This is a genomic window from Paenisporosarcina sp. TG20 (genome assembly GCF_000286315.1).
In the GTDB taxonomy this organism is placed as follows: domain Bacteria; phylum Bacillota; class Bacilli; order Bacillales_A; family Planococcaceae; genus Paenisporosarcina.
On record NZ_ALJG01000337.1, the window covers coordinates 1 to 20,775 of the forward strand.

Sequence of the window (20,775 nt, forward strand, 5' to 3'; positions counted from 1 at the left end):
CTTATTAATCGAATTACGAGAGTTAAATTAAGGAAATACCGTTTTAGCATGTTAGTCTCCATATACTAAAAACACGATGAACACTGGATTCTTAGCACTCTAAAGTCATATACTTTCTTATATTGTAAGAAAAACCGGGCAAAGTACGCCCGGTTCTTTAAGAAGGGTAACCATAGAAACCCGTTTATTTCCGCTACGGTGGACGCTTTTAGCGGGCATGGCTTCAATCTCCTCAGTCCAACAGGATGTTGGTCACGAAGACGTTGACTCGCGTAGTGGCGTTCTTAGCCCTCGTTCCATCTGCTCCTGCGGTTACTCGTCGCACCTGCGCTTCATTCAACTAGTGTGAATTTATCCATCATTGCAACGAATTCTATTTTTAGTGACAATCATTTAATCGTGAGCGATACTAAGCTAGCAGGAATAATTCTTCTACACTATTTCTAAAAAGAGAAATACTTGCTCAAAATACTAGAATTTCAGTGTTCATGATGCAAACCACTGCTTTTTTCTGCTATTTAAAATACAGTGACTATCTGGACTTAAAAGCATAAACTCTCTTCTTATTAAGTTGTATTTTCTTTTATGATCAATTCGAAAACATTTACTTGATTGAAGCGGAAGGCGGCGACTCCTACGGGATTAGCGGGACAGGTGAGACCCCGCAGTGGAGCGCCAGCGACCGAGGAGGCTCGCCGCCCGCCCCGTGGAAAGCGTCCGCCTGGAGCGCAAATCAGCCGGTATCATACTAGAACCTACTCCTTAAAATACTGGGATACTGGATTCATGGCTCACTAAATTTATATACTTTCTTATTTTGTTAGGAAAATACCACTATAATTCTTAGATTACTGTTACGGCATTGGAGATATTTTTCAATTGCTAAATTCATTCTTAAATTTTGATAGACTAGAGGAGGCACTGAATCAACTAGAAAAATCACAACAAAAACAAGCTGCCGATGTAATCTCGGCAGCTTGTTGCTTTCTTATGTCCATAGTTAACTATGAAAAATGCTAAATACTAGCTTTTTCAATAGCACGATTAAATTCCAAAACAATATCATCGAGGTGCTCAATACCAACAGAAATACGAACAACTTGTTTGGTAATCCCCAAAGACTCACAGGCATCATGAGGCAAAGCACGATGAGATGTAGTCAGCGGATGGGAAACCGTAGTTTCAACTCCTGCTAATGTTGGAACAATTTTTATCCATGACAGAGCTTTGAAAAATTGATTTACATCAATATTTTCTTTAAGCTTAATAGAAACCATTGCCCCAAAACCTTCAGTTGCCTCATTAAATGGATAATAAACATTTTCTACATTGTCATTCAAACAAAATGCATCTGCCAATCCCCTTGCATTGGAAGATTGGGCCTTCATTCTTAAAGCAAGTGTTTTTAATCCACGGCTTGTCAACCATGCTTCAAAAGCACTAACATTCGCTCCGAAATTAACAACTTTAGATTTTGCTTTTGTAATTAAGTCTTCTTTTCCTACAAGTACTCCCGAAGTGACATCTCCGTGTCCGCCAATATACTTTGTTGCACTATGAACGACCAAATCAACACCTAATGTATACGGTGTGCAATGATAGGGCGTAGCAAAAGTATTGTCAACCATGCTATAAAGACCATGATTTTTCGCGAAATTTACTACCTCTTCTAGATTCTCTACTCTAAGAAGTGGGTTGGTAATTGACTCTGAATAAAGAAGTTTTGTGTTTTCTTGAATCGCAGCTTTCATTTCATCAGGATTCGTAAAAGAAACAAATGTAGTAGAGATTCCAAGATCGTTCAATTCTTCTTTTAGAAGATGGTAGGTTCCTCCGTACAAATCGTCTGCTGCCAATACATGATCACCAGCTTTTGCAACACAAAGGACACCCGCTAAAATCGCTGACATGCCTGAAGAAGAAGCAACTCCTGCAGGTGCACATTCTAGAGCAGCAACTGCCATTGCCAATTCATCAGGATTCGGATTTCCAGATCTCGAGTATAAATAATTCCCCTCTCCTTGGTAAAATCCTTCTAGTTCATCCAAATCTTCAAAAGAAAATGCGGACGTTTGATAAATGGGGGTTACCTTACTTTTGATTTGTTTTTCCTGTTTCTTTACACTATGTAATACTTTCGTTTCGAATTTTCCTGTCAATTCTATCACTCTCCTAATTTAACTAAATTGCTTCCCAAACAGAAAAACCTCTTCATATTAGAAGAAGTCTTGATCCCATTCTCCTTATCTATCAAACCCCGTTTGCAGATTTCACACCATTTCAAAAAGGCTTGTGGAGCATACTGGACTTCCCCTCCACTACAACGGATAAGAGAGTCATGTTCTAACTATTCAGAGAATTATATCAACATCAATATATTTAGTCAATCACATTTATATCAAAATCTGTCTTGCCAACCCGCTAAAACTTTCGCATAAGTATTTCCTTTATTCTTTTCAAATTAGAAAACCGGGCAAAGTACTCCCGGTCCTTTAAACAATTATTAATGATTTGATTGTTAGTAGAAAGTATTTTCCAACTATATCAACTTTGGTTTCCGGGTCGATTTGGCCAGTAAACCTACTGCACCATAGCCTCAAGAATAAAAGGGAGGAGCGAAGTTTCTTACAAGCAATCTTGCGGAGGGTTTGCGTCCGACGCGCCCCTTCAACCAATGAGCATATCGTATTTTTGATTTGGGTTGATGAAAGAAAAGATACTGATTTTATTCAGAGGGGCGGCCGAAGATACTATTTCGGCCTTATTCTTCATTTTTTAAGGTTGGGTAGTATCTTTAAACTTCCTGGCATAAGAAAGGTTATCGACATACTGTCATTACCTATTTAGAAGATACAATGTTCTTCAAGGTAAGGATTTACAGCATGGTACTTTTCACATTAATCCGATTAACGAGAGATACACCAACCAGACTCCGTGTTTGAATATACACTCTGCATACTAAAAACACATAAAGACGGGGTTCATGGCACTCTGTAATTATATATATTATTTTATTCTTTAGAAAACCAGGCAAAGTATACCCGGTCCATTTAAGCAATTAATAAAGATTTGATTATTAGTAAAAAATGGTTTTACAACCTGTATCGAATTCGGTTTCCGAGTCGCTTTGTACGGTAAAACTACTACACTATAACCTAATGAATAAAAGGAAAGAGCGAAGTTTCTTGATTACTAATTTCGGGATTCTACATAAAATAGGATGATAATTGTATTTATTTTTAAAACTATATTGTTATCCCTGTTGATTTTTTAAAGGGACAATGATTGTAGTGAAAGGCGGCGACTCCTGCGGGAAAAGCGAGACAGACGAGACCCCGTAGGAAGCGCACAATGGAACAAAGGCTAAGAACGCCTCAACGCGAGGCAACGCCTTTGCGGGCCAACACCCTGTTGGCCTGAGGAGGCTTGTCGCTCGCCCGCGGAAAGCGTCCGCCTGTAAAAGAAATCAACTGTACTAGTCCATAAGCTAAAAAATTAAAAATCTACTTATTCATTGGTTTCGATGCATTCTGCCGCCCCTAATTTTAAAAATTCATTTTATCATTAGATTAAACCATTAACTAGCCAGCAAATCAGTTTTGCTTCATCTTCGTTTCCGGGTTGAATCCAAAGTGATCGTGGAAAAGCTTCAGATTTTCTTCCTTGGGCTTTCATAGTCTTAACATGTTTATTCAATTTTTCTGCGTGTTTCAATGTAACTTTATCAACTTCTTGATTATTTATTTTTTTTTCAACAACAATATCTAAGTAAAAAGAAACGGCGTCATCTTCATCTGGATTTATTTGATTCAACACATCGTATGCATCTTCATACAATCCAAGTCGAATATAAGCTGCCGTTATAAACCAACGAGCACCCTGATGATCCATGGGATTTAAGTCAACAATATCTTTAAACTGTACCAAAGCATCCACATACCTGTTCTGAGTCATGAGCCATGTTGCATAGGTGAAAACAGAGCGTAAATAAGGACGGTTTAACACATTGTTCCAAGCATTATCAATTGACCGGTCTATTGAGGCATAACTAATCGCTTTCAAATAATGATTTTCAATAGCTATTTTATGTGTTGACTGTTCAGCTAGTAATAACTGTACGTCAGTAGTCTTTGAATTAATCCCTGCTGCTTCATAGGCAAGTTGTACCCGTAACTCCTCGCTCTCGGCTTCATACGCCTTATAACACAGCAATTGTACCCGCTCTGCATCGTTTGCTGGTTTATATTCTTCATTCCACTTTCCACTCAAGTGCGCATTCAACGCTTCTACCGTTTCAAAGGACTGGTGCTTCGAGCGCATTAACATCTCCCACATAAACCTTTCAGTTCCACGTGGATCGGTACCCATATCTTCCAATACAGAACTTATCTCCAGTAGCTCTGTGTCTTCCTTATCAAATGTTGATATGGTATCCAACATAAAATCTCCTACTTTGTCCCGGTACTTCGAAACCGTAGCGCTAGACACATTAAAATAAGCACCTATTTCTTTTAATGTGGTAAATGTAGAACCTAATAATTGGAAATCAGATGATGCCTGAATGACTCCTGCAGCAATTGCACCAGGCTTCTTCGCGTTAACTTCATTATCCAACAAAAAGGTACTGACTAATTGCATGACTATCTCTTCCTCGTATTCATGTTCCACTAAATATTGCTTTGTTAAGTCCAACACTTTTTGCTGAAAAGGTGGAAAAGCAAATAGATTTTCGATTTGTCCAAACAATAAATATGCATTAAGATAATTCATTTCAGACGATGACTTCATTCTTTCACGTAACTGTTGAACAAGACCTAAACGATCACCTGGAATGAAAATGATCCCATTTGTCGCCGACAGTCCAAATTCTCCAAAACGTGGATCAGGCATTACAATGCCAAAAAGCCACTCGCCAGTATGGGTCTCTACCACTTGACCTGGTAGCACATACTCTATTTCACTCAATTCATCTTTTATGATTAGTCGATTATCTAACTCATCCGTCACTTGACCGAGTAATAGATAGGGACGTTGCCATGAAGTTAATACATCAATAATTTGTTGACGTCGTTGTTTGTTAACTTGTTTTTTCAAATAGCTCGTCCATAAATCAGCACGTTCCAAATAAAAATAGGTATCCATTGCTAATTCTTCAATCAATTCCGCTTCAAAAACATCACGAAGTTCAGATTTCCATTTGCGAATACGTGCATCCATTTCACCATACTCCCGAGGTTCTAATCCATCTTCCAAAAAACCTTCAAGTATGCGTTCAAGTTCCTCTTCTATCACAGCAGACAAATCAATCACATTGCTCTTGCCACAACAATTCTTAAACTTCTTTCCACTCCCACAACTACAAGGGTCATTACGTCCTACCAAAGTGAATCACCAACCTTATTAGCATTCTAAAAAATCGTAACATTATTTAACGAGATGGAACAATCCCAGTTCTTTATTCATAACAGATAAAAATTCGCATTATGTAAACTTCAATGCTCTTAGCTTACAGACCCAAAAGAACCTATTATAATCCAAAAGAGAATTTTCATAACAATACCTACAATGCCCAAAATAATCCCCGATATAGCCATTCCCTTTTTCGCAGGATTAGTTAATGCAATTGCACCGAAGATAATGGCTAGAATAGATAGTGCATAAGGCAAAAAAGGAATAATATTTAAAACCACGCCTAAAATCCCTAGAATCATAGCAGTGACTGCCAATCCATTATCATCATTGTTTTTTTCAATAATTACACGTTGAGTATTGTCCATTTCGTTCCCTCCTAATGTCCATTGTATCTACATGAAATTCTTCTTCAATTTTAACATAAAATGTAATTAATACTTAGACTTTTTATAATAAAAATGGTTTTTCTCCTGTATTCATTGAAATCACACTTCAGACAAATTCAACCGTAAATTGGAGATGTCTTTTAGTTTATGCAATGTCGTAGAAAATTTCTAGTTTTATTTTCTGATGGGCTTTCCACCGTTGGCACGATGGGGAAAAAGAAGTAAGTTAATCATTTTAGCTATTCGTATTGTTACATTTAAAAAGATAAAATTTTTCATTAGATGTTTGAAAATAGGTTTTTAAGGATAACTACTTACTAGCAACATATTAAACTTAAAACAAACAAAAAAGAATAGGAGATGTTGAAAATGGGATTTATTTTATATTTAATTATAGGTGGGATTGTAGGATGGTTAGCAGGACTCTTATTAGGTAAAGATTTACCAGGAGGAATTATCGGGAACATTATTGCGGGTATCGTTGGTGCTTGGATTGGTGGTTCATTGATGGGAGACTTCGGTCCAGTAGTTTGGGGTATGGCAATCGTTCCCGCTTTTATCGGTGCCATCATATTAGTATTTGTAGTAAGTTTGATTATGAAAGCAATGCGCAAATAGGTAAAGAGTACCAACATTATTATGAGACATTAAGAACCCCAGTAGTCAATTGACTACTGGGGTTGTTCATTAGTTATAATCATAATCGTATAATGTGTCTTACAAGGAACCATCTTCATGATAGATTTTTAAAATTCCATTACGCTCATTCACGTAAGGCTTTGATTTCATCAAGCAAGGATATTTTTGTTTCTTCCACAAAAATTGCAGAGTTACTTGATTCTTTCATTAATTGCCACCCATCTGAATGAGAGACTACATGGAATTCATCCTGATATTTGTTTCCCCCAACATACTCCCTTGCCTTTTCCGTTGCAATTGCGATGGCACGACCCCCTGCCATTCCATCTCGCAGAAGTGCAATTGCAATTTCTATTGCTTTTCCTCTGACCTGTGAATTTAAAATATTAAAAGAATCCGGATAATCATCTTTATTCCAGGGTATAAAAATCACCTTTTTATAGGATAGAATTCTCCTCTATAGTTCAGATAAAACATTTTAGAAACATTCTTAGGTTTCTCTTTTCACTAAAAAGGGAACTTCAAAGTAAAAGTAAATAAAAGGGGTGGGCAAAATGAACAAGCCTTCAAAAGAACAAGCTAAAGATCAGGTTAAAAATGCAAAACCGTGGGTTCGTCGTTTTGCCCGCTTCGGGTATATGGCTAAAGGTGTTGTATATGGAATGATTGGCATTTTGGCAGTTCTAGCTGCATTTGGACCAGGTGGTGAAACGACTGATTCCTCAGGTGCTCTTCGATCAATAGCAAAGCTACCTTTTGGTGAAATGGTATTATGGATGATTGGAATTGGGCTTATAGGCTATATCGCGTGGGATTTAATTAAAGCCATAAATGACCCGATGAATGAAGGGAAAAATGCTAAAGGAATTATTAAAAGAATTAGTTATTTCATTGGTGCCATTATATATTCTAATTTAGCTTTTGGGGCAATCAAACTTGCAAGTCATACAGGAAGTACTAGCGGAAACTCAGAACAGGCAATGTCCGCGAAACTAATGCAACAACCTTTTGGGGTTTGGCTTTTTGGCATAGTCGGAGCTTTTATTATTGGTTATGGAGTTTTCGAACTTTATAGTGGTCATAGTGGGAAATTCATGAAAAATTTTAACAAAAATAAAATGAACAAGCAGGAAAGAATGATAGCCAAAAACTCAGGAAGAGTTGGCTTAATTTCACATGGTATTGTACTCTGTATGGTTGGTTTCTTCATTATTCAATCTGCTATTACGCATAATCCCGAACAGTCTAATGGCCTTGGTGGTGCATTGTCTGAACTTGCACAACAATCCTATGGTCAACTATTACTAGCTTTGGTTGCAACCGGCCTTATTCTATATGGTGTTTACCAAATTATTTATGGTCGTTACATCAAAATGAAATTTGGTCACAATGGTAAATAAAAAAGCGATTTTAAAAGGCGTATTATCTTACTGTACATCTGCTACTAAATTCTTTAAATTCTGTTGTCTGTTGAAATGCTTCTTGTTCGGTATGTTCCATCGATTTGATGTTCACAGAGTATGTTTTGCTTTTGCACTTTCTTTATAACATCCCTCTCGAATCGGGCAGACCTTGCACTTTTCGATATCGAAATAATATGTCTGGCATTGATTCCTGTTCGTTCCTTTTTCACCTGTGCGTCCTTTGCGCCTAGCGAGGTGACCTGCTTTACAAAAAACATGCCTGCATCTTAATTAAATTCAAAATTATCTTCTTCTTTTCGCGGACCTTGTGTAAGAATGGGGTTCAATTTTGTGACAAGCGCCACTTCATTTTTTCTTGCGTATATAATAGTTGCCTTTTCGGAGTAGGCGGAATCCCAATTACCGTATTTATTTCCATGCCTGTCTGTATACTTTTTCCAATCAATTTTTGAAGATATTTCCCATCACTTTTTTCCCCTGTTGTCACAATCGCGGCAGTAATGATTCGCTCATGTGTTTTGTATCCGAAGAATGAAGAATCGATTTCAACTGTTTTCCCGATAAGCAAGTCTAATAAGCTGACGTCTTTGAGTCGAAGCCTGCGGAACTTCGTGAGGAAACTTGGATTGCCGAAGCATATTATCTTTTGGTACAACAATATCGTATATCGCCAGATACGGGCTTAGATTAAGGGTCTCTTGGTTTGAAATCACTGGACGCACCACCTACATCTACTTAATTTTAGTATAGGAAAGGCATTCTTTTTAAAGTTGTAAAATCAGTTCCTACGGGGTGAGTTCATACTAGTGGATGGAGTGGAAGGCAGCGACTCCAGCGGGAACAGTGCGAGCTGAAAGCCCCGCAGGAGCGCAGTGACGAGGAGATTGAAGCCGTGCCCGCGGGACGCGTCTGCCTGGAACGGAAATCCACGGCTTATAAGAGTAAAATGCGAGTATGGGAACGAAATCGTTCCCATACTCGCATTGATGTTCTAAGAGAACTTTTTCAGTGCCTCTATAAATAGGGTATGCTTTTTTATATACTAGATTTAGTTTCTACAGTTTCTACTTCATTAACTTCCGTATTTTTTAAACCTATAATACTATCAATAAACAAATCAGTTTGAACTTTAGTATAACTTTCTAGAGTAAATGTTTTCTTAAGGGTCCACCCTCGGAATGCCCACATATGACCATGAACTATAATATTATTAGCTAATAAACTTAATTTATCTTCACTAATAAAAATGCCATCTTCTTGTATCGATACATGCAAGATATTTTTAACATAATCGACAAATTCATTTTCTTTTGCAAGAACATAATTTAGATGCAACTCTGATAAGGAGCGAGATTCACTATACATAATGCTAGTTTCATTACTAATTTCATCAATTACCATAAAATATTCTTTCACAAAAGACCTCACACGCAATAATCCCTTACATTCATTATTACGTAACTTTTCAATTATCATGACATTTATTTGATCATAAAGAGCTTCATAAAATAGATAGAGGATATCATCTTTAGAGTTTATATAGTCATAAATAGAGCCATAACTCATATTAGCACTTTTGGCGATTTCTCTTGTAGTTGTTTGATGATAACCCTTTTCTTTAAATAGCATGATAGACGCTTCTAATATTTGCTTTCGATGGTGCTTAATTTTTTTACTATCTTTTGTCTTAGTAGAAATATTCACTTTTTTCATAAACAAATTCACCCAATCTTAGATAGACATTGAAAAGTTTTTAACTTCACCCAAATAATTGTTAGCAATAATCGTATTAAACTCTTTACTCAAGCTTATTTTATTAATTTGAATTGTTCTATTGGACGTTTGTAACTTGTGATAATTCTATCATAATTACACATCCACTAGATACATCGGGTAATTAAATACTATCTACCTTCCATTCCTTAGACATTTGGGAATAAGTAAATAAGGAAAAGCATATTATCGTATTATTACTAAAATATAATATGATTGAACCCCAAAAAGTCAGGGTATGAAAATTTCTTAGTAATTTGCGATAAGTTCAATCGTCTTTTTTTACAATAAATGGAGATGTATGAGTGGAGTGGTTCTTTTTGTGGCTATTAGGCTATTTTGGCCCTGTATTTTGTTACTGCTTTGAAGTTGTAAGCCATGATTTTTGCGTGAATCCAGATTTTTGAGCGCACTAAACCACGGACGGGGATATCATCGATTTTAAATCCCCTCCTAGGCGCAGAAACAATCCCTTCAACGCCAGCTCTAAAGTTGGAGAGAAGATAATGTCTTTCACTATTCATTTCGCTTCGTACGATTTCGAGTTTGTAATTTGTTTTCTGTGAATCGTACAGTGTTCAATTTCTTTTGAAGTTGAATGGGACATTGATTCAATAAGGGGCACGCTTTGCACAAGCCTCTTTTTTGAAAAATCTTTATCTATTTTCTGCTTAATAGGCATTTTCAACCTCCCAAGAACATTGAATGAACTCTATTCTACACTTTTATATTTTTGCCTTGCTTAATCGATGACTAATTAATAAGCTCAACATCATGAAAATGAATATGAGAACAAACGATGCCATGGAGATCATCACAATGGTTTCTTCCTTTACATTTAAAAAGCGATAAAAGTAATCGGGTATGAACAATAAAGCTGGAACCCAAATTGCTGAAAAAGTTTTACTCCAAAAGGCTAAAGAGATAAAAATAGCAATACAAATTACGATAATAACCGAGGTACCTATAGGGCTTGCTTTGTAGAACGGTTCAACAAAAAAATTACTTCCTAACAAAAGAAGGATAAATAATGCAGTCACACTTGCACCCGCAATCATTCCTAAAAGGAAAAACTTTTTTGATGAATACTGATTTTTCGAGGATTTTTGGAGTAGGAAAATATAAATGAGTAGGCCAATTGCTGAAATTATAGGGAATCCGATTACTTGAAACATATTCAATTCAAATTCTTCTCGAATTGCTGGCCCCATTATAAAATAAGCCATAACTCCTAAAAAGTATATCGGCATGTTTTTAACAATACTTGTATAGTCTGTTTTCATCTCAAGCTTGATAGAATCCATACAATCTTCAGGTGTGCCCTCGATTATTTCATCAATGCTCTTTCCATGCTTTTCAGATTCAATTAAATGATCACGCAACTCTTCTGTTACTTCTTTCACTTCATTTTCATTTTTCCCTGAAGTGAGTAAGTAAATTCGAAGGTTATCAATGAAATTGATACTTCTTGTTGTTAGCATTTATTCTCCCCCTTTGTTATTGTCATTATCAAATAACGCATTCACTGCCTGAGAAAGTTCTTTCCACCTTGCTTGGTAATCAGCTAATTCATCTTTGCCTAATTCGGTAATTGAATAATATTTTCGGTTTGGCCCATTTGGTGAAGCTTTCATTACTGTTGTGACCAGACTTTCTTTCTGCATCCTCATTAATACAGGATAAATACTCCCTTCGCTGACCATATAAAAACCAAACTCTTCTAGTTTCTCAATCATTTCATATCCATACGTCTCCCCACGATTGATAATAGCCAACAAACAACCTTCCAATATTCCCTTCAACATCTGGGTGGACGTAGCCAATAATCTCACTACCTTTCAATACATATGTAAAATTAATTGGTATCATGTATTACACTATAGCTATTAAATAATAAAAAATCAACTACTTTGTATAACAAGATAGCAAGAATATAAACACCTGTTATTTGGCTTTTCGATTCAATTACATATTTCCTGATGATCACTATTTCAATCTTCATTGATAACGATAGATTATAGTAAATCGATAAATAATAAACGATTATAATCGATTGATCGAATGAAGGTGTTTTTTGGAATTAAAAATATTAGCATCTTTAGCTACCGAGGATGCAATTTCGGCTGCTATTGATTTTCCTATACAGTCGCTTTGAACGGCAAACCCACTGCACCATAAATTAAGATGAAAAAGACCATCGAAGTGACAGTGTCACTTTGATGGTCTCCTATTCCTGCTTGCAATCTTGTGGCGGATGTGCTCCCGTCGCTCCACTGCACGCAAGCACATAGTGTTTAAGGTTTAAATTGGTGGAAAAAAGAGTGGGTACACATTCTACATAAAACGCGGTAGAGATGCAATTTTGGTTGCGCTTTAGTTTCAGATTAAGTGTCAAACACAAACATTCCGCTCGATTGCTACCCCTGGAACGTATTTCATTCAGTAGAGGGTTTCTTTCGTCTTCCCACGAAAAACATAATGATTCCGAAGACAATCGCTCCGACTATCCACACCCAAGTAGGTATACCTTGTTTGAGTTCAGCATTGGGATTTGTCTTTTCTGCATATTCTTGAACTTCTTTGTTGGAAATGGTGAAATTTTCTTCAGTTGAAAATTCTTTTTCACCAGCATGTCCATTAACTACTAATGTATATGTACTATCTTCAAGCGTCTCCTGGTCCCAAGCAAAAGGAAATCTTATTTTCGATTTTGGTGCCATATTAAAAGGATTCATGATACCTTTAAAAATCTTAGCTCCCTCATTATCTAAAACGGAATAAGATCCTTCGATTTCCCCTTGTATCAAATGCGCGTCATTTGTCATTTCAATAAAGACTTTTGCAGTATCTGAAATAAAACCAGCCTTCCCTAAAGAAAAATTAGGCACAGATTTGGTTGGAAAATTAAGCTTAATCGCGATTGCATATCTTGTTTCAGTATTCACAATGAACTTCGCTTCATCTTTGCCAGTTTCCTTTATCTTTTCATCTTTCGGTTCTGCAACTTGTGTTAATAGTATTCCTCCAAGCAACGTTTCCCCATCACTTTCAGGCACCGTTACTCGAATGGGCACTTCGAAAGATTCACCAGCGGGAATCGTGATGCTTCCTTCTGCTTCTATAAAATCAGTCATGCGGACTGCATCTTCAAGTAGCAACGTATCGTCAGAATCTATTTCTGATTCATAGAAAATACCACCGGTTGGATTCGTATATGCGTTAGCCTTTTCAATGCGGACAGTGATTGGGTTTTTATCAGTATTTTTCACACGTACATAAAGCGTAACCTGTTCCCCGGGTTTGACATCAACGTCAAAATAACCTTTTGTTGCAGGCACTTGATTTGCGGGATATATTGGTTCGACTTGCATAGAACTAGGAGATTCTGCAGCAGAAACATATACTGGCAAGCTAATAAGAAAAACGATTATTGCAAAAACACGAATAAACATGGGTATCCTCCTGAATTGTATATTAATGTTAGTAATAGCTAAAATGCTTGATAATAAAGAAGCTGAATTTCTTAGTATTTAAAAAAACCATGTCATTAAGACATGGCGTCAAATTTACGAATTAATTAATTCAGATTAAGAACCAGGTCCAGATGTAATCGTTGCAGTAATTGTAGAAGTGTAAGTACCTGCATAAATTTCTTTAGGCATTAGAGTTAATGTCATCGGAATTGCCGGAACAGTATAAGTACCCATTCCAGTACTTACCGCAGCTGACAGAATTTTCACTGCAGCTAAATCGATTTTTCCACCAAGTTTAGTTATTGATGCAGGATTTGAAGAACCCTCTACTCCTGCTTTTTCAGATACTGTTGGCTCATCTAATAATAGCGCACCAAGAGCCAATGGATTCGCTCCTGCTGTCTGACTAAATTGAGAAGCGGAAACGGAGACATTCCAACCAGCTCCAGTTCCTCTTGCATCCGTAATATCAAATGTATCGATTTGAGCTGTAATCGATTGAGTTTTACCATCTAATGTTATAGCCGGAAAGTTTGTAGTTGTTATTCCTGTATATGAAAGACTACCACCAGTAATCTCACTTGTTGTTGCAAATGATGACGACGCAAATGCTGTCATCGATAAAGCTAATACTGCTGTTCCTGTTACTAGTTTTTTTAAAACTGAATTCATATTGTTTTCCTCCTGATTTGTGGTCAGGGTTAAAAGATCTATTAAAATGATAGCTATCACTCTTCACTCTTAGCAACCCAGCCGTCATAGTTTGTGAAACCGTAGACCCGTGGTTTTGCGTCAACGTCTTTCGACATTTTTGCCTTTTTCAAATAAAGAATAGTCGAATCTCTCTGTCTATCGCCCAATTCATATCTGATAGGTTAAATATAGCTTATAAAACATTAATTTAAAACGGGAGGAGTACCTATTTATGTCGAAACTTGTCGAATGAAAATAGAGATTAATAGTATTTTAGAACTATATAACAATGCTACGAGAAAAATCCCCCTCTTCTGGCAAATTAACGATTTATTCGGAGTCAAAAATTGCCGCCGAAGATGCAATTTCGGCAGCTCTTATCTTTCTTTATTTTTAATACATAAAATGTCACACATAAATCACCCGCTCGATTGCTATTCCAAGGACACCCCGACAAAAGAAAACTTGTAGGCAAATATATCTTGAATTGTAGTCAATTGTCAGAACTCTGTAGAAGTGTTTTCATCCCTGGGACGCGACGAAATCAGGTTGCGGGAAAAAAGAAAGAATTTGATAAAATAATGCAATTTGCTCAGTCCACCTAAGAATGTGCAAAAGAATCAAAAAGTCTTTACGATTTAACATATAAAGAAAATCCAATGCTTGATGTAGTTAGATTACTAGCAAGAAAGGTCCAAGGCGATCTCTTCTTCAAGTTATTATGTCAAAAAGATGCGTCACCATTTATCAGTATTCTTCCGACTAATTCACACTACTTCTTTAATACATCTACTCCACTCACAATCTATAATGAAACGTTTGATGACTTAGTAATAGAGTGTAAAACGAAAAGTAAAATACTATTAAATAAAGATGCTGTCTTACCGTCACCGTGGAGCAGAAGTAGATTAGTTAAGACTCTTTCTCATATTGGCGAGGGACGACAACATGGTTCATGGAAGCAAGATAAACAGAATCATTATGTACAATTATGGTTACCAATGAGGTTAGCATGGGTAAAAAGTGGTAACCATTCTATTACTTCCGGCATCATCCAAAGTACTGGACATATTGAAACCCATAATGTATTAGATATTAGCAAAATTTATGACCATGTAACATGTGATGGCATAAATTATATACGTAAACATGACAATAAGGTGATTGCGCCTGTATACTCTGTTGAAATTGCAGCTATTTTTGAAATAGGTCGAATGATTAAGGATGAATTGAATTCATCAACAGAACACGAAATTCCGAATTCATAGACATTATCCTTACGGAAAACATAATAAGCTACCATTACCCCCATCTTCTCTGTGGTAAGTTGCTAGTCATGCTTAATTTATCGTTCTTGGAATTTAATATCTGGTCATCTCCAACTGAATAACATAGTTTGGAGGTGTCCTTTTGTTTTAGTTACTAGGCATAAGAAAACAGATATTATTATAAAAAAGCGTAGAGAAAGATTAAGGGGTTCTCTTCAGAGGTGCAAAACACGAAATCGAGTCCCAAACAGTAGTTTAATACGAAATGATATTAGCATCGCTTTTAGCGGTGCTGTTTTTGTGATTTTCTGATAGAGATTAATATAAAAAAACACTGATTAATTTTTCAGTGTTTTTCTGGTTGTAATTTTAGTAAACCTAAATTCCATCTCTTCTTATTCAACTAAAGCACCTCGTTAGTAAAAGTCTGAATATTTATTCCATTATCTTATTGAAGATATTTTTAACAAATTCTTCTTTAAAATCGGTATATTCATTTATTCCTTTTGATGACTTTTTTAGGTACTCCATCTTAATCTTTAAATACTGCTCTTTAGCAGTTTCGTTTGAATTTAAGTAATCTCTAAAGAATATCAGGTTGTTCCAAAGTTCCTTTCTAAATTCTACTAAATGAATAAAATGTGTCTTCACTTCGTAAGTGTTATCCGTGAACTTTGCGAATACTATTTCTCCAGGTCTTTCAACTCTCAACCGTAAAAATCCAACATTCTTTAATCCACTGATTATCTTCTCGTCAAAGTTATGTAAAGCGTCCATTCCTATCAAAATGTCCAAAATAGGTTTTGCTGACATTCCTTTAATTGCGGTACTACCAATATGCTCAATGCGTTTCCCATCAAGATTTGTGTTATCAATTATTTCCATTTTTATTCTGTTAAATTCTTCGTTCCACTCCGATGTGAAATCAACTAATCTTACCTCGTCTTTTTTTAATCCTAATTTCACGATTCAATCCCCCTTAAAGACCATAAATTTACCCTTTCGGTTGTAAATTTACGATTAATTACAAATAATTCTTATTGAAAAAAACTGTTGCACTAGTTAAATAAAAAGTAAAGAATTGGAGGTACTTTTAGCATATCAATTAGCAGAAAGAAAGTTGTATTACAACTTTCTTTGTAATGCGACCAAATAGGATACTAAATATATAGCTGAAAATGGAGGTACTAGAGCAAGAATATATCAATAAGAAATGGACTGCCAATTCATATGCTAATTGATAGTCCATTTATGTTATATTTTAAAGTTTTGCACCTCTGAAGAGAACCCCTTAGAGAAAGATAACCTTTCTCTACGCTCTTTAAACAGACAAAACTTATTTTCCATTATTACTTCTTCGTGGAGAAGTAACTTTAAAGCAGAGCAAAGAAAGCGGTTGTCAGAGAGTTCAGCAATAATTTCGTGAAAGTTAATTGAAAAGTTACTTTCCTTATCAATACCTGCAACATGATTGTCAACCGAATCTTGTAAAAGCTTAATGTGTTCATCCCTAGTGTGCTGGACAATCAGTTTGATAGTTTCTATTTCAATTACTTTCCAGGCATACAACAAATTAATGATTTGAAACGAGCATCACAATTGATTCAATTTCAAATCTCTCAATTTCTCTTTCTGTTTCAGATATATAGTTTTTACCTAACAATGTAATCTCTCTTCCTTGTAATGGAATCAGTTGAGTTAATTTTTGTTGATCAAAGTCCTTTAAATGTCTACCGATTGTAGCTAAACTCAAGTCTATTTTATAAGCAACTTCCTTTAAATCCATGACCCCATTGGTTTTTCAGAGAGAGCAAGTGCACGTATTATGTAAAAACCATAATAAGCACTCGCTTTTCAAAATATCTCTTTAATTCTGCAATTCATAACACTTACTCCTCATCACTCATGAGTTGTTCTTAAATATTATATTCGTTAATCAGTCTTGAAAAGTAGAAACCAATAAACTGTCTTTTGAACAACAAAATACTGTAACTGCCTCAGAGTAATTATTCGCGATTACACATTGCTTTCAGGACACCATAAATCTTCAATTTACAAAGGACCCTTTTTATTGCAAAAATAGTTTTTTTTAATGTAACCTATATATTTTTAGAAAAAAGATAGTACAATTTAATTAGCAAAGGAGGTGCAATATGAATAACTTACAGTTAAAACAAGATTTATCTTCCCATCAATTAGCCATTCTTAATAGTGAACTTGAGACAAACAAAAAATTACCTTTAATCGCATACCTATTATGGTTCTTTTTGGGAGGTTTGGGTGGACACCGTTACTATTTAGGTAACGTCGGTATGGGCATTGCCATGACACTTACTCTTGGCGGATTAGGGATTTGGGCATTTATAGATGTATTTTTTATTGGCGGAAGACTAAAAGAAATCAACCAAAAAACAGAATCAGACTTAATCATGAAAATTAAAGCAATGGGCTCTCAAAACTTGGCTAGTTAATAGGACTAATTCCCTTTTACTATCGTGCAGAATTTTTTATACGAATCAGTAATTATTGCAGTTTTGAATTCTCATATAGAGACATCCCTAGTGATTTGTTAAACTATTGGGAATTTCTTTAGATATATAACTGTATTATTTTTCCACTAAACTTAAAGGACGCATTTCCTCAACTTGAAGCGAAATTTAGTTTCTAGACAAGGATGACTAAAAGATCCAAGGTAGCAATCATTATGTTCAATTGTAGCTATCTTTGGTAAGTGGAAACCATTCAATTACTTCAGGCATAATTCAAAGTGTTGGATATATACGACCATGTAAGACAATAAGGTGATTGCTCCTGTATACTCTGTTGAAATTGCAGCTATTTTTGAAATAGGTCGAATGATTAAGGATGAATTGAATTCATCAACAGAATACGAAATTCCGAATTCATAGACACAAAAATATGGACACCTCCAACTTAGTAATATCAGTTGGAGGTGTCATTTTGTAAGTTATTAGGTATGAGAAAACAGATAACAGGTAACCTGAACGTTAAATTATTTGAAAATATGTTTGCCTGCACGTGCGGCCGGTGCACTGCCGTTAGCTTGATTAGTTTCAGCTTTAGATGATCTAATCATTTCTGCATTCCTCCAGGTTTTTAATTTTGTACTATGAAACTGACCAATACCTTAAGTAATTCCAAAGTACTGGTCTACCAAAAATAGATTCACCATCCTTTTAGGCGCCTAGTTCTAAAGGCATCCCTTTTATGATATTTCGAATATACTATATTCTAATAAATAATGTATGTAACGAAAGTTATAGATTACATAATTTTAAGCTCACCACCGATTAAGATGATGAGCTTAGATTTCTATCGTATAAGATGCATAGATTACTTTTCAACATATTCTGCCTACAACATTGTCACTTGATTTTTTCCATTTAATTTGGATTGATAAAGTGCTTTATCAGCTAGAGCTATCCAATCTTCTGGTTTAACATGATTATGATTACTTGAAGATGTCCCGCCTATACTGATAGTTACAAATTTATGCATGGAACTATTCATATGACTTACTTTAGCATCAAGCAATCGTTGACAAATTAGATTGGCATACTCTTTACCTTTACCTATCCCACAATTCGGGATAATTGCCACAAATTCTTCTCCCCCGTATCTGGAAACATATCCTTTATCCCCCATAACATCTTTAAACATCGTTGCAACATCTTTGATAAGTTCATCGCCCATGACATGGCCGTAACTATCGTTATAATTTTTAAATTCATCGAGGTCCATCATTAATAAAGTCATTGGCTCTATTCTATCTTTACTCTTACTCACTTCCTCTGTCATTTTTTCATCAAAGAAACGGCGATTATTAACGCCTGTTAATCCATCTAAATAAGTAAGTTCTCTTAACTTCCCATTTGTATCCTGTAATTCTTTCGTTCGAAGATCGATTTTATCATCTAACGTTCGATTGAGTTCAATTAAATCAACAGTTAAACTTTCAGACTCTTTGAACTTCCGAGCATAATTGCGACTTAAATTTAAGGATTGAATCAGTATATAACTAAAAAATCCATATGTAGCAAGGTAAGGTCCTCTACTAATATCAAATGTCACAAATACATCGTTTACTATTGTTACAAAAAATAAAACACTCGCTGATAAATTTAAAATCGCTGTTGGTCTATTCTTTTTAACAGCTACCATTAGAACATAGATTGTATATACCATTATCATAGCAGCGATGTATAAAAAGTATTTAAACACGAGTAGATATACAGTCAGATATGTAAAGAACGTTACCCTGATAGGATTAATGTAAGTACAAAGGAGACTTGCACAACCCATTTTTTCATTTCACTTGGATATAAATCGTATAAAAACATTAAATATAAGGAAAAGCTTCCATAGATAATGAAGAATTCAATTCGGTGCTGCCACAACCAGAATATATTAGGAAACATTTCCGCAATAAACATAGGCTCAATAAATAGTGCGCGCAAAGCGATTAAAATGCTTAGCAATCCGAAATAAAGAAAGGCTTTTTCTTTTCTCCTAAAGAAGAAGATACCGAGTTGATTTATTCCCATAACTAAAATCCCGCCAGTTACAAACAACGTTAGAGCAACCAAATTTGTATAATTAGCCGAAATTGCTTTAGCCGTTCCAAATAAAATCGAACGATTTGCTCCACCAACTAAATGTTCAAAATTAGCAACATACATCGTGAATTGAATATCTGATTCACTAGGTGTAAAGTAGGTTAAATCTTTACGGAAGGCTGGTTCACTCGTTTCTCTTGAAGTCCCAACAAGTCCATTTGCAGCTATCTCAACTCCATTTGCTTGCAATGAATACGAAGTATATTGATGAGGAATATAAATTCCCATTTCCTAGTTGATCATTAGGGATTGTTACTGTCAAAGAATAAGTAGCATATCCATTACTTTCTTTCGTTGTCTGCGTCCAATCACTTGGGACATTTATATATTGCTGTGCTTCTTTACTATTATCTAATTCTTCGCCTGTCGGAAATTGCTGCCAATAAAAAGCCCAGTCACCATCTAAACTAATAATCTTTTTATCAGTTAAATCTCTAGGTTGAAGTAAAAGTTCACCCTCACTCGCTCGTATTTCCACTGTTTGGTCCACTGTATATGAAAAATAACCTCCAAGAAGAATCACGAATACAATCGCTATACTAACGTATTTAATCATCTTCGTTTCCTCCTTTTAATTTCATATTTCATATTAGTAGCCTGAGGGATAAAACTTGGGGAAAACCGATAATTATTGTCACAAGTAGAATGTAGTTCTGTATTTAATTCGATAGATTTATTCAAAGAAATTATTATTCAATAAATAGCTTTATTTAATTCTAAACGAATTGATGTCATTAAAGTATATTTTTAGAGCAATATATTGAAAATTTAAAAGTATGTAAAGGGGAGTTGGATTTTGTTACAAATATTGAGAGCGAAAATTACAATTAATTACTTTTTATTACACCTTAACCCTAAAGTGTCAACATTATCTTTTTAAAATGGGGGATAGATAGAACTTACTACATATACTCCCTTACCACCTGGAGCTGAATTTTCAACCGAAAACGCTTACAGTTTTTAATAACTGGATTAACGTAAATGCAAGCATGGTTACATTCATTTCTAACACTCTGAAAAGTTCTCAATATGAAATTTTATAATATATAAATTTAATTGACTATGATTAT

Annotated in this window: 21 protein-coding genes, 1 pseudogene and 1 riboswitch; of the genes and pseudogenes, 4 read left to right on the forward strand and 18 right to left on the reverse strand. The window is 35.3% G+C overall.

Going from position 1 to position 20,775, the window contains the following annotated elements; translation table 11 throughout:
* Positions 1-1,016 precede the first annotated feature (1,016 nt).
* The 3 genes from B371_RS0114875 to B371_RS0114885 all read right to left on the reverse strand — a co-directional run bounded on the left by B371_RS0114875 (position 1,017) and on the right by B371_RS0114885 (position 5,777).
* Positions 1,017-2,159, reverse strand: coding sequence for a PLP-dependent aspartate aminotransferase family protein (locus tag B371_RS0114875; protein ID WP_019415108.1), 1,143 nt, complete (start codon positions 2,157-2,159; stop codon positions 1,017-1,019).
* A gap of 1,405 nt (positions 2,160-3,564) precedes the next feature.
* Positions 3,565-5,382, reverse strand: a complete 1,818-nt coding sequence (locus tag B371_RS22480; RefSeq protein WP_083844988.1) for a tetratricopeptide repeat protein — start codon at positions 5,380-5,382, stop codon at positions 3,565-3,567.
* A gap of 119 nt (positions 5,383-5,501) precedes the next feature.
* On the reverse strand, positions 5,502-5,777 hold the full coding sequence (locus B371_RS0114885) for a DUF4190 domain-containing protein (RefSeq protein WP_019415110.1): 276 nt from the start codon (positions 5,775-5,777) through the stop codon (positions 5,502-5,504).
* 390 nt (positions 5,778-6,167) lie between these two features.
* Between B371_RS0114885 and B371_RS0114890 the strand changes: the two genes are divergently transcribed.
* Positions 6,168-6,416, forward strand: coding sequence for a GlsB/YeaQ/YmgE family stress response membrane protein (locus tag B371_RS0114890; protein ID WP_019415111.1), 249 nt, complete (start codon positions 6,168-6,170; stop codon positions 6,414-6,416).
* A 145-nt stretch (positions 6,417-6,561) separates the two neighbouring features.
* On the opposite strand, the gene B371_RS21855 is transcribed toward B371_RS0114890, so the two are convergent.
* The gene (locus B371_RS21855) at positions 6,562-6,870 is read right to left on the reverse strand and encodes a hypothetical protein (protein WP_019415112.1); all 309 of its coding nucleotides are present in this window, start codon (positions 6,868-6,870) and stop codon (positions 6,562-6,564) included.
* A gap of 121 nt (positions 6,871-6,991) precedes the next feature.
* Here B371_RS21855 and B371_RS0114900 point away from each other — a divergent pair, with 121 nt between their 5' ends.
* Positions 6,992-7,837, forward strand: coding sequence for a DUF1206 domain-containing protein (locus B371_RS0114900; protein ID WP_019415113.1), 846 nt, complete (start codon positions 6,992-6,994; stop codon positions 7,835-7,837).
* Positions 7,838-7,886: 49 nt separating this feature from the next.
* Here the strand turns inward: B371_RS0114900 and B371_RS22985 are convergent.
* From B371_RS22985 to B371_RS0114945, 8 genes and pseudogenes are all read right to left on the reverse strand, one after another.
* A pseudogene (locus B371_RS22985) lies at positions 7,887-8,402 on the reverse strand (IS5/IS1182 family transposase); the annotation flags it as partial.
* A 494-nt stretch (positions 8,403-8,896) separates the two neighbouring features.
* The gene (locus tag B371_RS0114920) at positions 8,897-9,574 is read right to left on the reverse strand and encodes a TetR/AcrR family transcriptional regulator (RefSeq protein ID WP_019415115.1); all 678 of its coding nucleotides are present in this window, start codon (positions 9,572-9,574) and stop codon (positions 8,897-8,899) included.
* 389 nt (positions 9,575-9,963) lie between these two features.
* Positions 9,964-10,158 (reverse strand): hypothetical protein, encoded by a 195-nt coding sequence (locus tag B371_RS24505; protein WP_369751114.1) that lies wholly within the window; start codon positions 10,156-10,158, stop codon positions 9,964-9,966.
* Positions 10,155-10,316 carry a hypothetical protein gene (locus tag B371_RS23585; RefSeq protein ID WP_019415116.1) on the reverse strand — a complete coding sequence of 54 codons (162 nt, stop codon included), beginning with the start codon at positions 10,314-10,316 and terminating at the stop codon, positions 10,155-10,157. The genes B371_RS24505 and B371_RS23585 overlap by 4 nt, the downstream gene beginning before the upstream one ends.
* A gap of 43 nt (positions 10,317-10,359) precedes the next feature.
* The gene (locus B371_RS0114930) at positions 10,360-11,115 is read right to left on the reverse strand and encodes a hypothetical protein (protein ID WP_019415117.1); all 756 of its coding nucleotides are present in this window, start codon (positions 11,113-11,115) and stop codon (positions 10,360-10,362) included.
* On the reverse strand, positions 11,116-11,439 hold the full coding sequence (locus B371_RS0114935; protein WP_026023084.1) for a PadR family transcriptional regulator: 324 nt from the start codon (positions 11,437-11,439) through the stop codon (positions 11,116-11,118).
* A 630-nt stretch (positions 11,440-12,069) separates the two neighbouring features.
* Positions 12,070-13,086, reverse strand: a complete 1,017-nt coding sequence (locus B371_RS0114940) for a DUF916 domain-containing protein (RefSeq protein ID WP_019415119.1) — start codon at positions 13,084-13,086, stop codon at positions 12,070-12,072.
* A 135-nt stretch (positions 13,087-13,221) separates the two neighbouring features.
* Positions 13,222-13,779 (reverse strand): WxL domain-containing protein, encoded by a 558-nt coding sequence (locus B371_RS0114945; protein WP_019415120.1) that lies wholly within the window; start codon positions 13,777-13,779, stop codon positions 13,222-13,224.
* 68 nt (positions 13,780-13,847) lie between these two features.
* Positions 13,848-13,933, reverse strand: a riboswitch (cyclic di-GMP riboswitch).
* 526 nt (positions 13,934-14,459) lie between these two features.
* Here B371_RS0114945 and B371_RS22495 point away from each other — a divergent pair.
* Positions 14,460-15,068: a DUF6710 family protein gene (locus tag B371_RS22495; protein WP_019415121.1), complete on the forward strand. Its 609-nt coding sequence runs from the start codon at positions 14,460-14,462 to the stop codon at positions 15,066-15,068.
* Between the two features lie 435 nt (positions 15,069-15,503).
* Here B371_RS22495 and B371_RS0114955 read toward each other — a convergent pair whose 3' ends face one another.
* The 3 genes from B371_RS0114955 to B371_RS0114960 all read right to left on the reverse strand — a co-directional run bounded on the left by B371_RS0114955 (position 15,504) and on the right by B371_RS0114960 (position 16,854).
* Positions 15,504-16,034 carry a GrpB family protein gene (locus B371_RS0114955; protein WP_019415122.1) on the reverse strand — a complete coding sequence of 177 codons (531 nt, stop codon included), beginning with the start codon at positions 16,032-16,034 and terminating at the stop codon, positions 15,504-15,506.
* Positions 16,035-16,322: 288 nt separating this feature from the next.
* Positions 16,323-16,640, reverse strand: coding sequence for an FCD domain-containing protein (locus tag B371_RS24510; RefSeq protein WP_040681278.1), 318 nt, complete (start codon positions 16,638-16,640; stop codon positions 16,323-16,325).
* A 1-nt stretch (position 16,641) separates the two neighbouring features.
* Positions 16,642-16,854 (reverse strand): hypothetical protein, encoded by a 213-nt coding sequence (locus B371_RS0114960; RefSeq protein ID WP_019415123.1) that lies wholly within the window; start codon positions 16,852-16,854, stop codon positions 16,642-16,644.
* 367 nt (positions 16,855-17,221) lie between these two features.
* On the opposite strand from B371_RS0114960, the gene B371_RS0114965 reads away from it, so the two are divergent.
* Positions 17,222-17,539 carry a TM2 domain-containing protein gene (locus B371_RS0114965; protein WP_019415124.1) on the forward strand — a complete coding sequence of 106 codons (318 nt, stop codon included), beginning with the start codon at positions 17,222-17,224 and terminating at the stop codon, positions 17,537-17,539.
* Between the two features lie 904 nt (positions 17,540-18,443).
* Here B371_RS0114965 and B371_RS0114980 read toward each other — a convergent pair.
* Genes B371_RS0114980 through B371_RS0114990 form a run of 3 tightly spaced genes read right to left on the reverse strand, consistent with a single transcriptional unit; the run spans position 18,444 to position 20,261 of the window.
* Positions 18,444-19,310 (reverse strand): GGDEF domain-containing protein, encoded by an 867-nt coding sequence (locus B371_RS0114980; protein ID WP_019415125.1) that lies wholly within the window; start codon positions 19,308-19,310, stop codon positions 18,444-18,446.
* A 32-nt stretch (positions 19,311-19,342) separates the two neighbouring features.
* The gene (locus B371_RS0114985) at positions 19,343-19,933 is read right to left on the reverse strand and encodes a 7TM diverse intracellular signaling domain-containing protein (protein ID WP_083844990.1); all 591 of its coding nucleotides are present in this window, start codon (positions 19,931-19,933) and stop codon (positions 19,343-19,345) included.
* Positions 19,875-20,261 (reverse strand): hypothetical protein, encoded by a 387-nt coding sequence (locus tag B371_RS0114990; protein WP_019415127.1) that lies wholly within the window; start codon positions 20,259-20,261, stop codon positions 19,875-19,877. The genes B371_RS0114985 and B371_RS0114990 overlap by 59 nt, the downstream gene beginning before the upstream one ends.
* Positions 20,262-20,775 lie beyond the last annotated feature (514 nt).

Excerpts from the sequence above, each read along its gene's own strand:
- B371_RS0114885 (WP_019415110.1), bottom strand. The coding sequence starts at position 5,777 with ATGGACAATACTCAACGTGTAATTATTGAAAAAAACAATGATGATAAT.
- B371_RS0114890 (WP_019415111.1), top strand. The coding sequence starts at position 6,168 with ATGGGATTTATTTTATATTTAATTATAGGTGGGATTGTAGGATGGTTA.
- B371_RS0114900 (WP_019415113.1), top strand. The coding sequence starts at position 6,992 with ATGAACAAGCCTTCAAAAGAACAAGCTAAAGATCAGGTTAAAAATGCA.
- B371_RS0114920 (WP_019415115.1), bottom strand. The coding sequence starts at position 9,574 with ATGAAAAAAGTGAATATTTCTACTAAGACAAAAGATAGTAAAAAAATT.
- B371_RS24505 (WP_369751114.1), bottom strand. The coding sequence starts at position 10,158 with ATGAATAGTGAAAGACATTATCTTCTCTCCAACTTTAGAGCTGGCGTT.
- B371_RS23585 (WP_019415116.1), bottom strand. The coding sequence starts at position 10,316 with ATGCCTATTAAGCAGAAAATAGATAAAGATTTTTCAAAAAAGAGGCTT.
- B371_RS0114930 (WP_019415117.1), bottom strand. The coding sequence starts at position 11,115 with ATGCTAACAACAAGAAGTATCAATTTCATTGATAACCTTCGAATTTAC.
- B371_RS0114935 (WP_026023084.1), bottom strand. The coding sequence starts at position 11,439 with ATGTTGAAGGGAATATTGGAAGGTTGTTTGTTGGCTATTATCAATCGT.
- B371_RS0114940 (WP_019415119.1), bottom strand. The coding sequence starts at position 13,086 with ATGTTTATTCGTGTTTTTGCAATAATCGTTTTTCTTATTAGCTTGCCA.
- B371_RS0114945 (WP_019415120.1), bottom strand. The coding sequence starts at position 13,779 with ATGAATTCAGTTTTAAAAAAACTAGTAACAGGAACAGCAGTATTAGCT.
- B371_RS22495 (WP_019415121.1), top strand. The coding sequence starts at position 14,460 with ATGCTTGATGTAGTTAGATTACTAGCAAGAAAGGTCCAAGGCGATCTC.
- B371_RS0114960 (WP_019415123.1), bottom strand. The coding sequence starts at position 16,854 with ATGGATTTAAAGGAAGTTGCTTATAAAATAGACTTGAGTTTAGCTACA.
- B371_RS0114965 (WP_019415124.1), top strand. The coding sequence starts at position 17,222 with ATGAATAACTTACAGTTAAAACAAGATTTATCTTCCCATCAATTAGCC.
- B371_RS0114985 (WP_083844990.1), bottom strand. The coding sequence starts at position 19,933 with ATGGGAATTTATATTCCTCATCAATATACTTCGTATTCATTGCAAGCA.
- B371_RS0114990 (WP_019415127.1), bottom strand. The coding sequence starts at position 20,261 with ATGATTAAATACGTTAGTATAGCGATTGTATTCGTGATTCTTCTTGGA.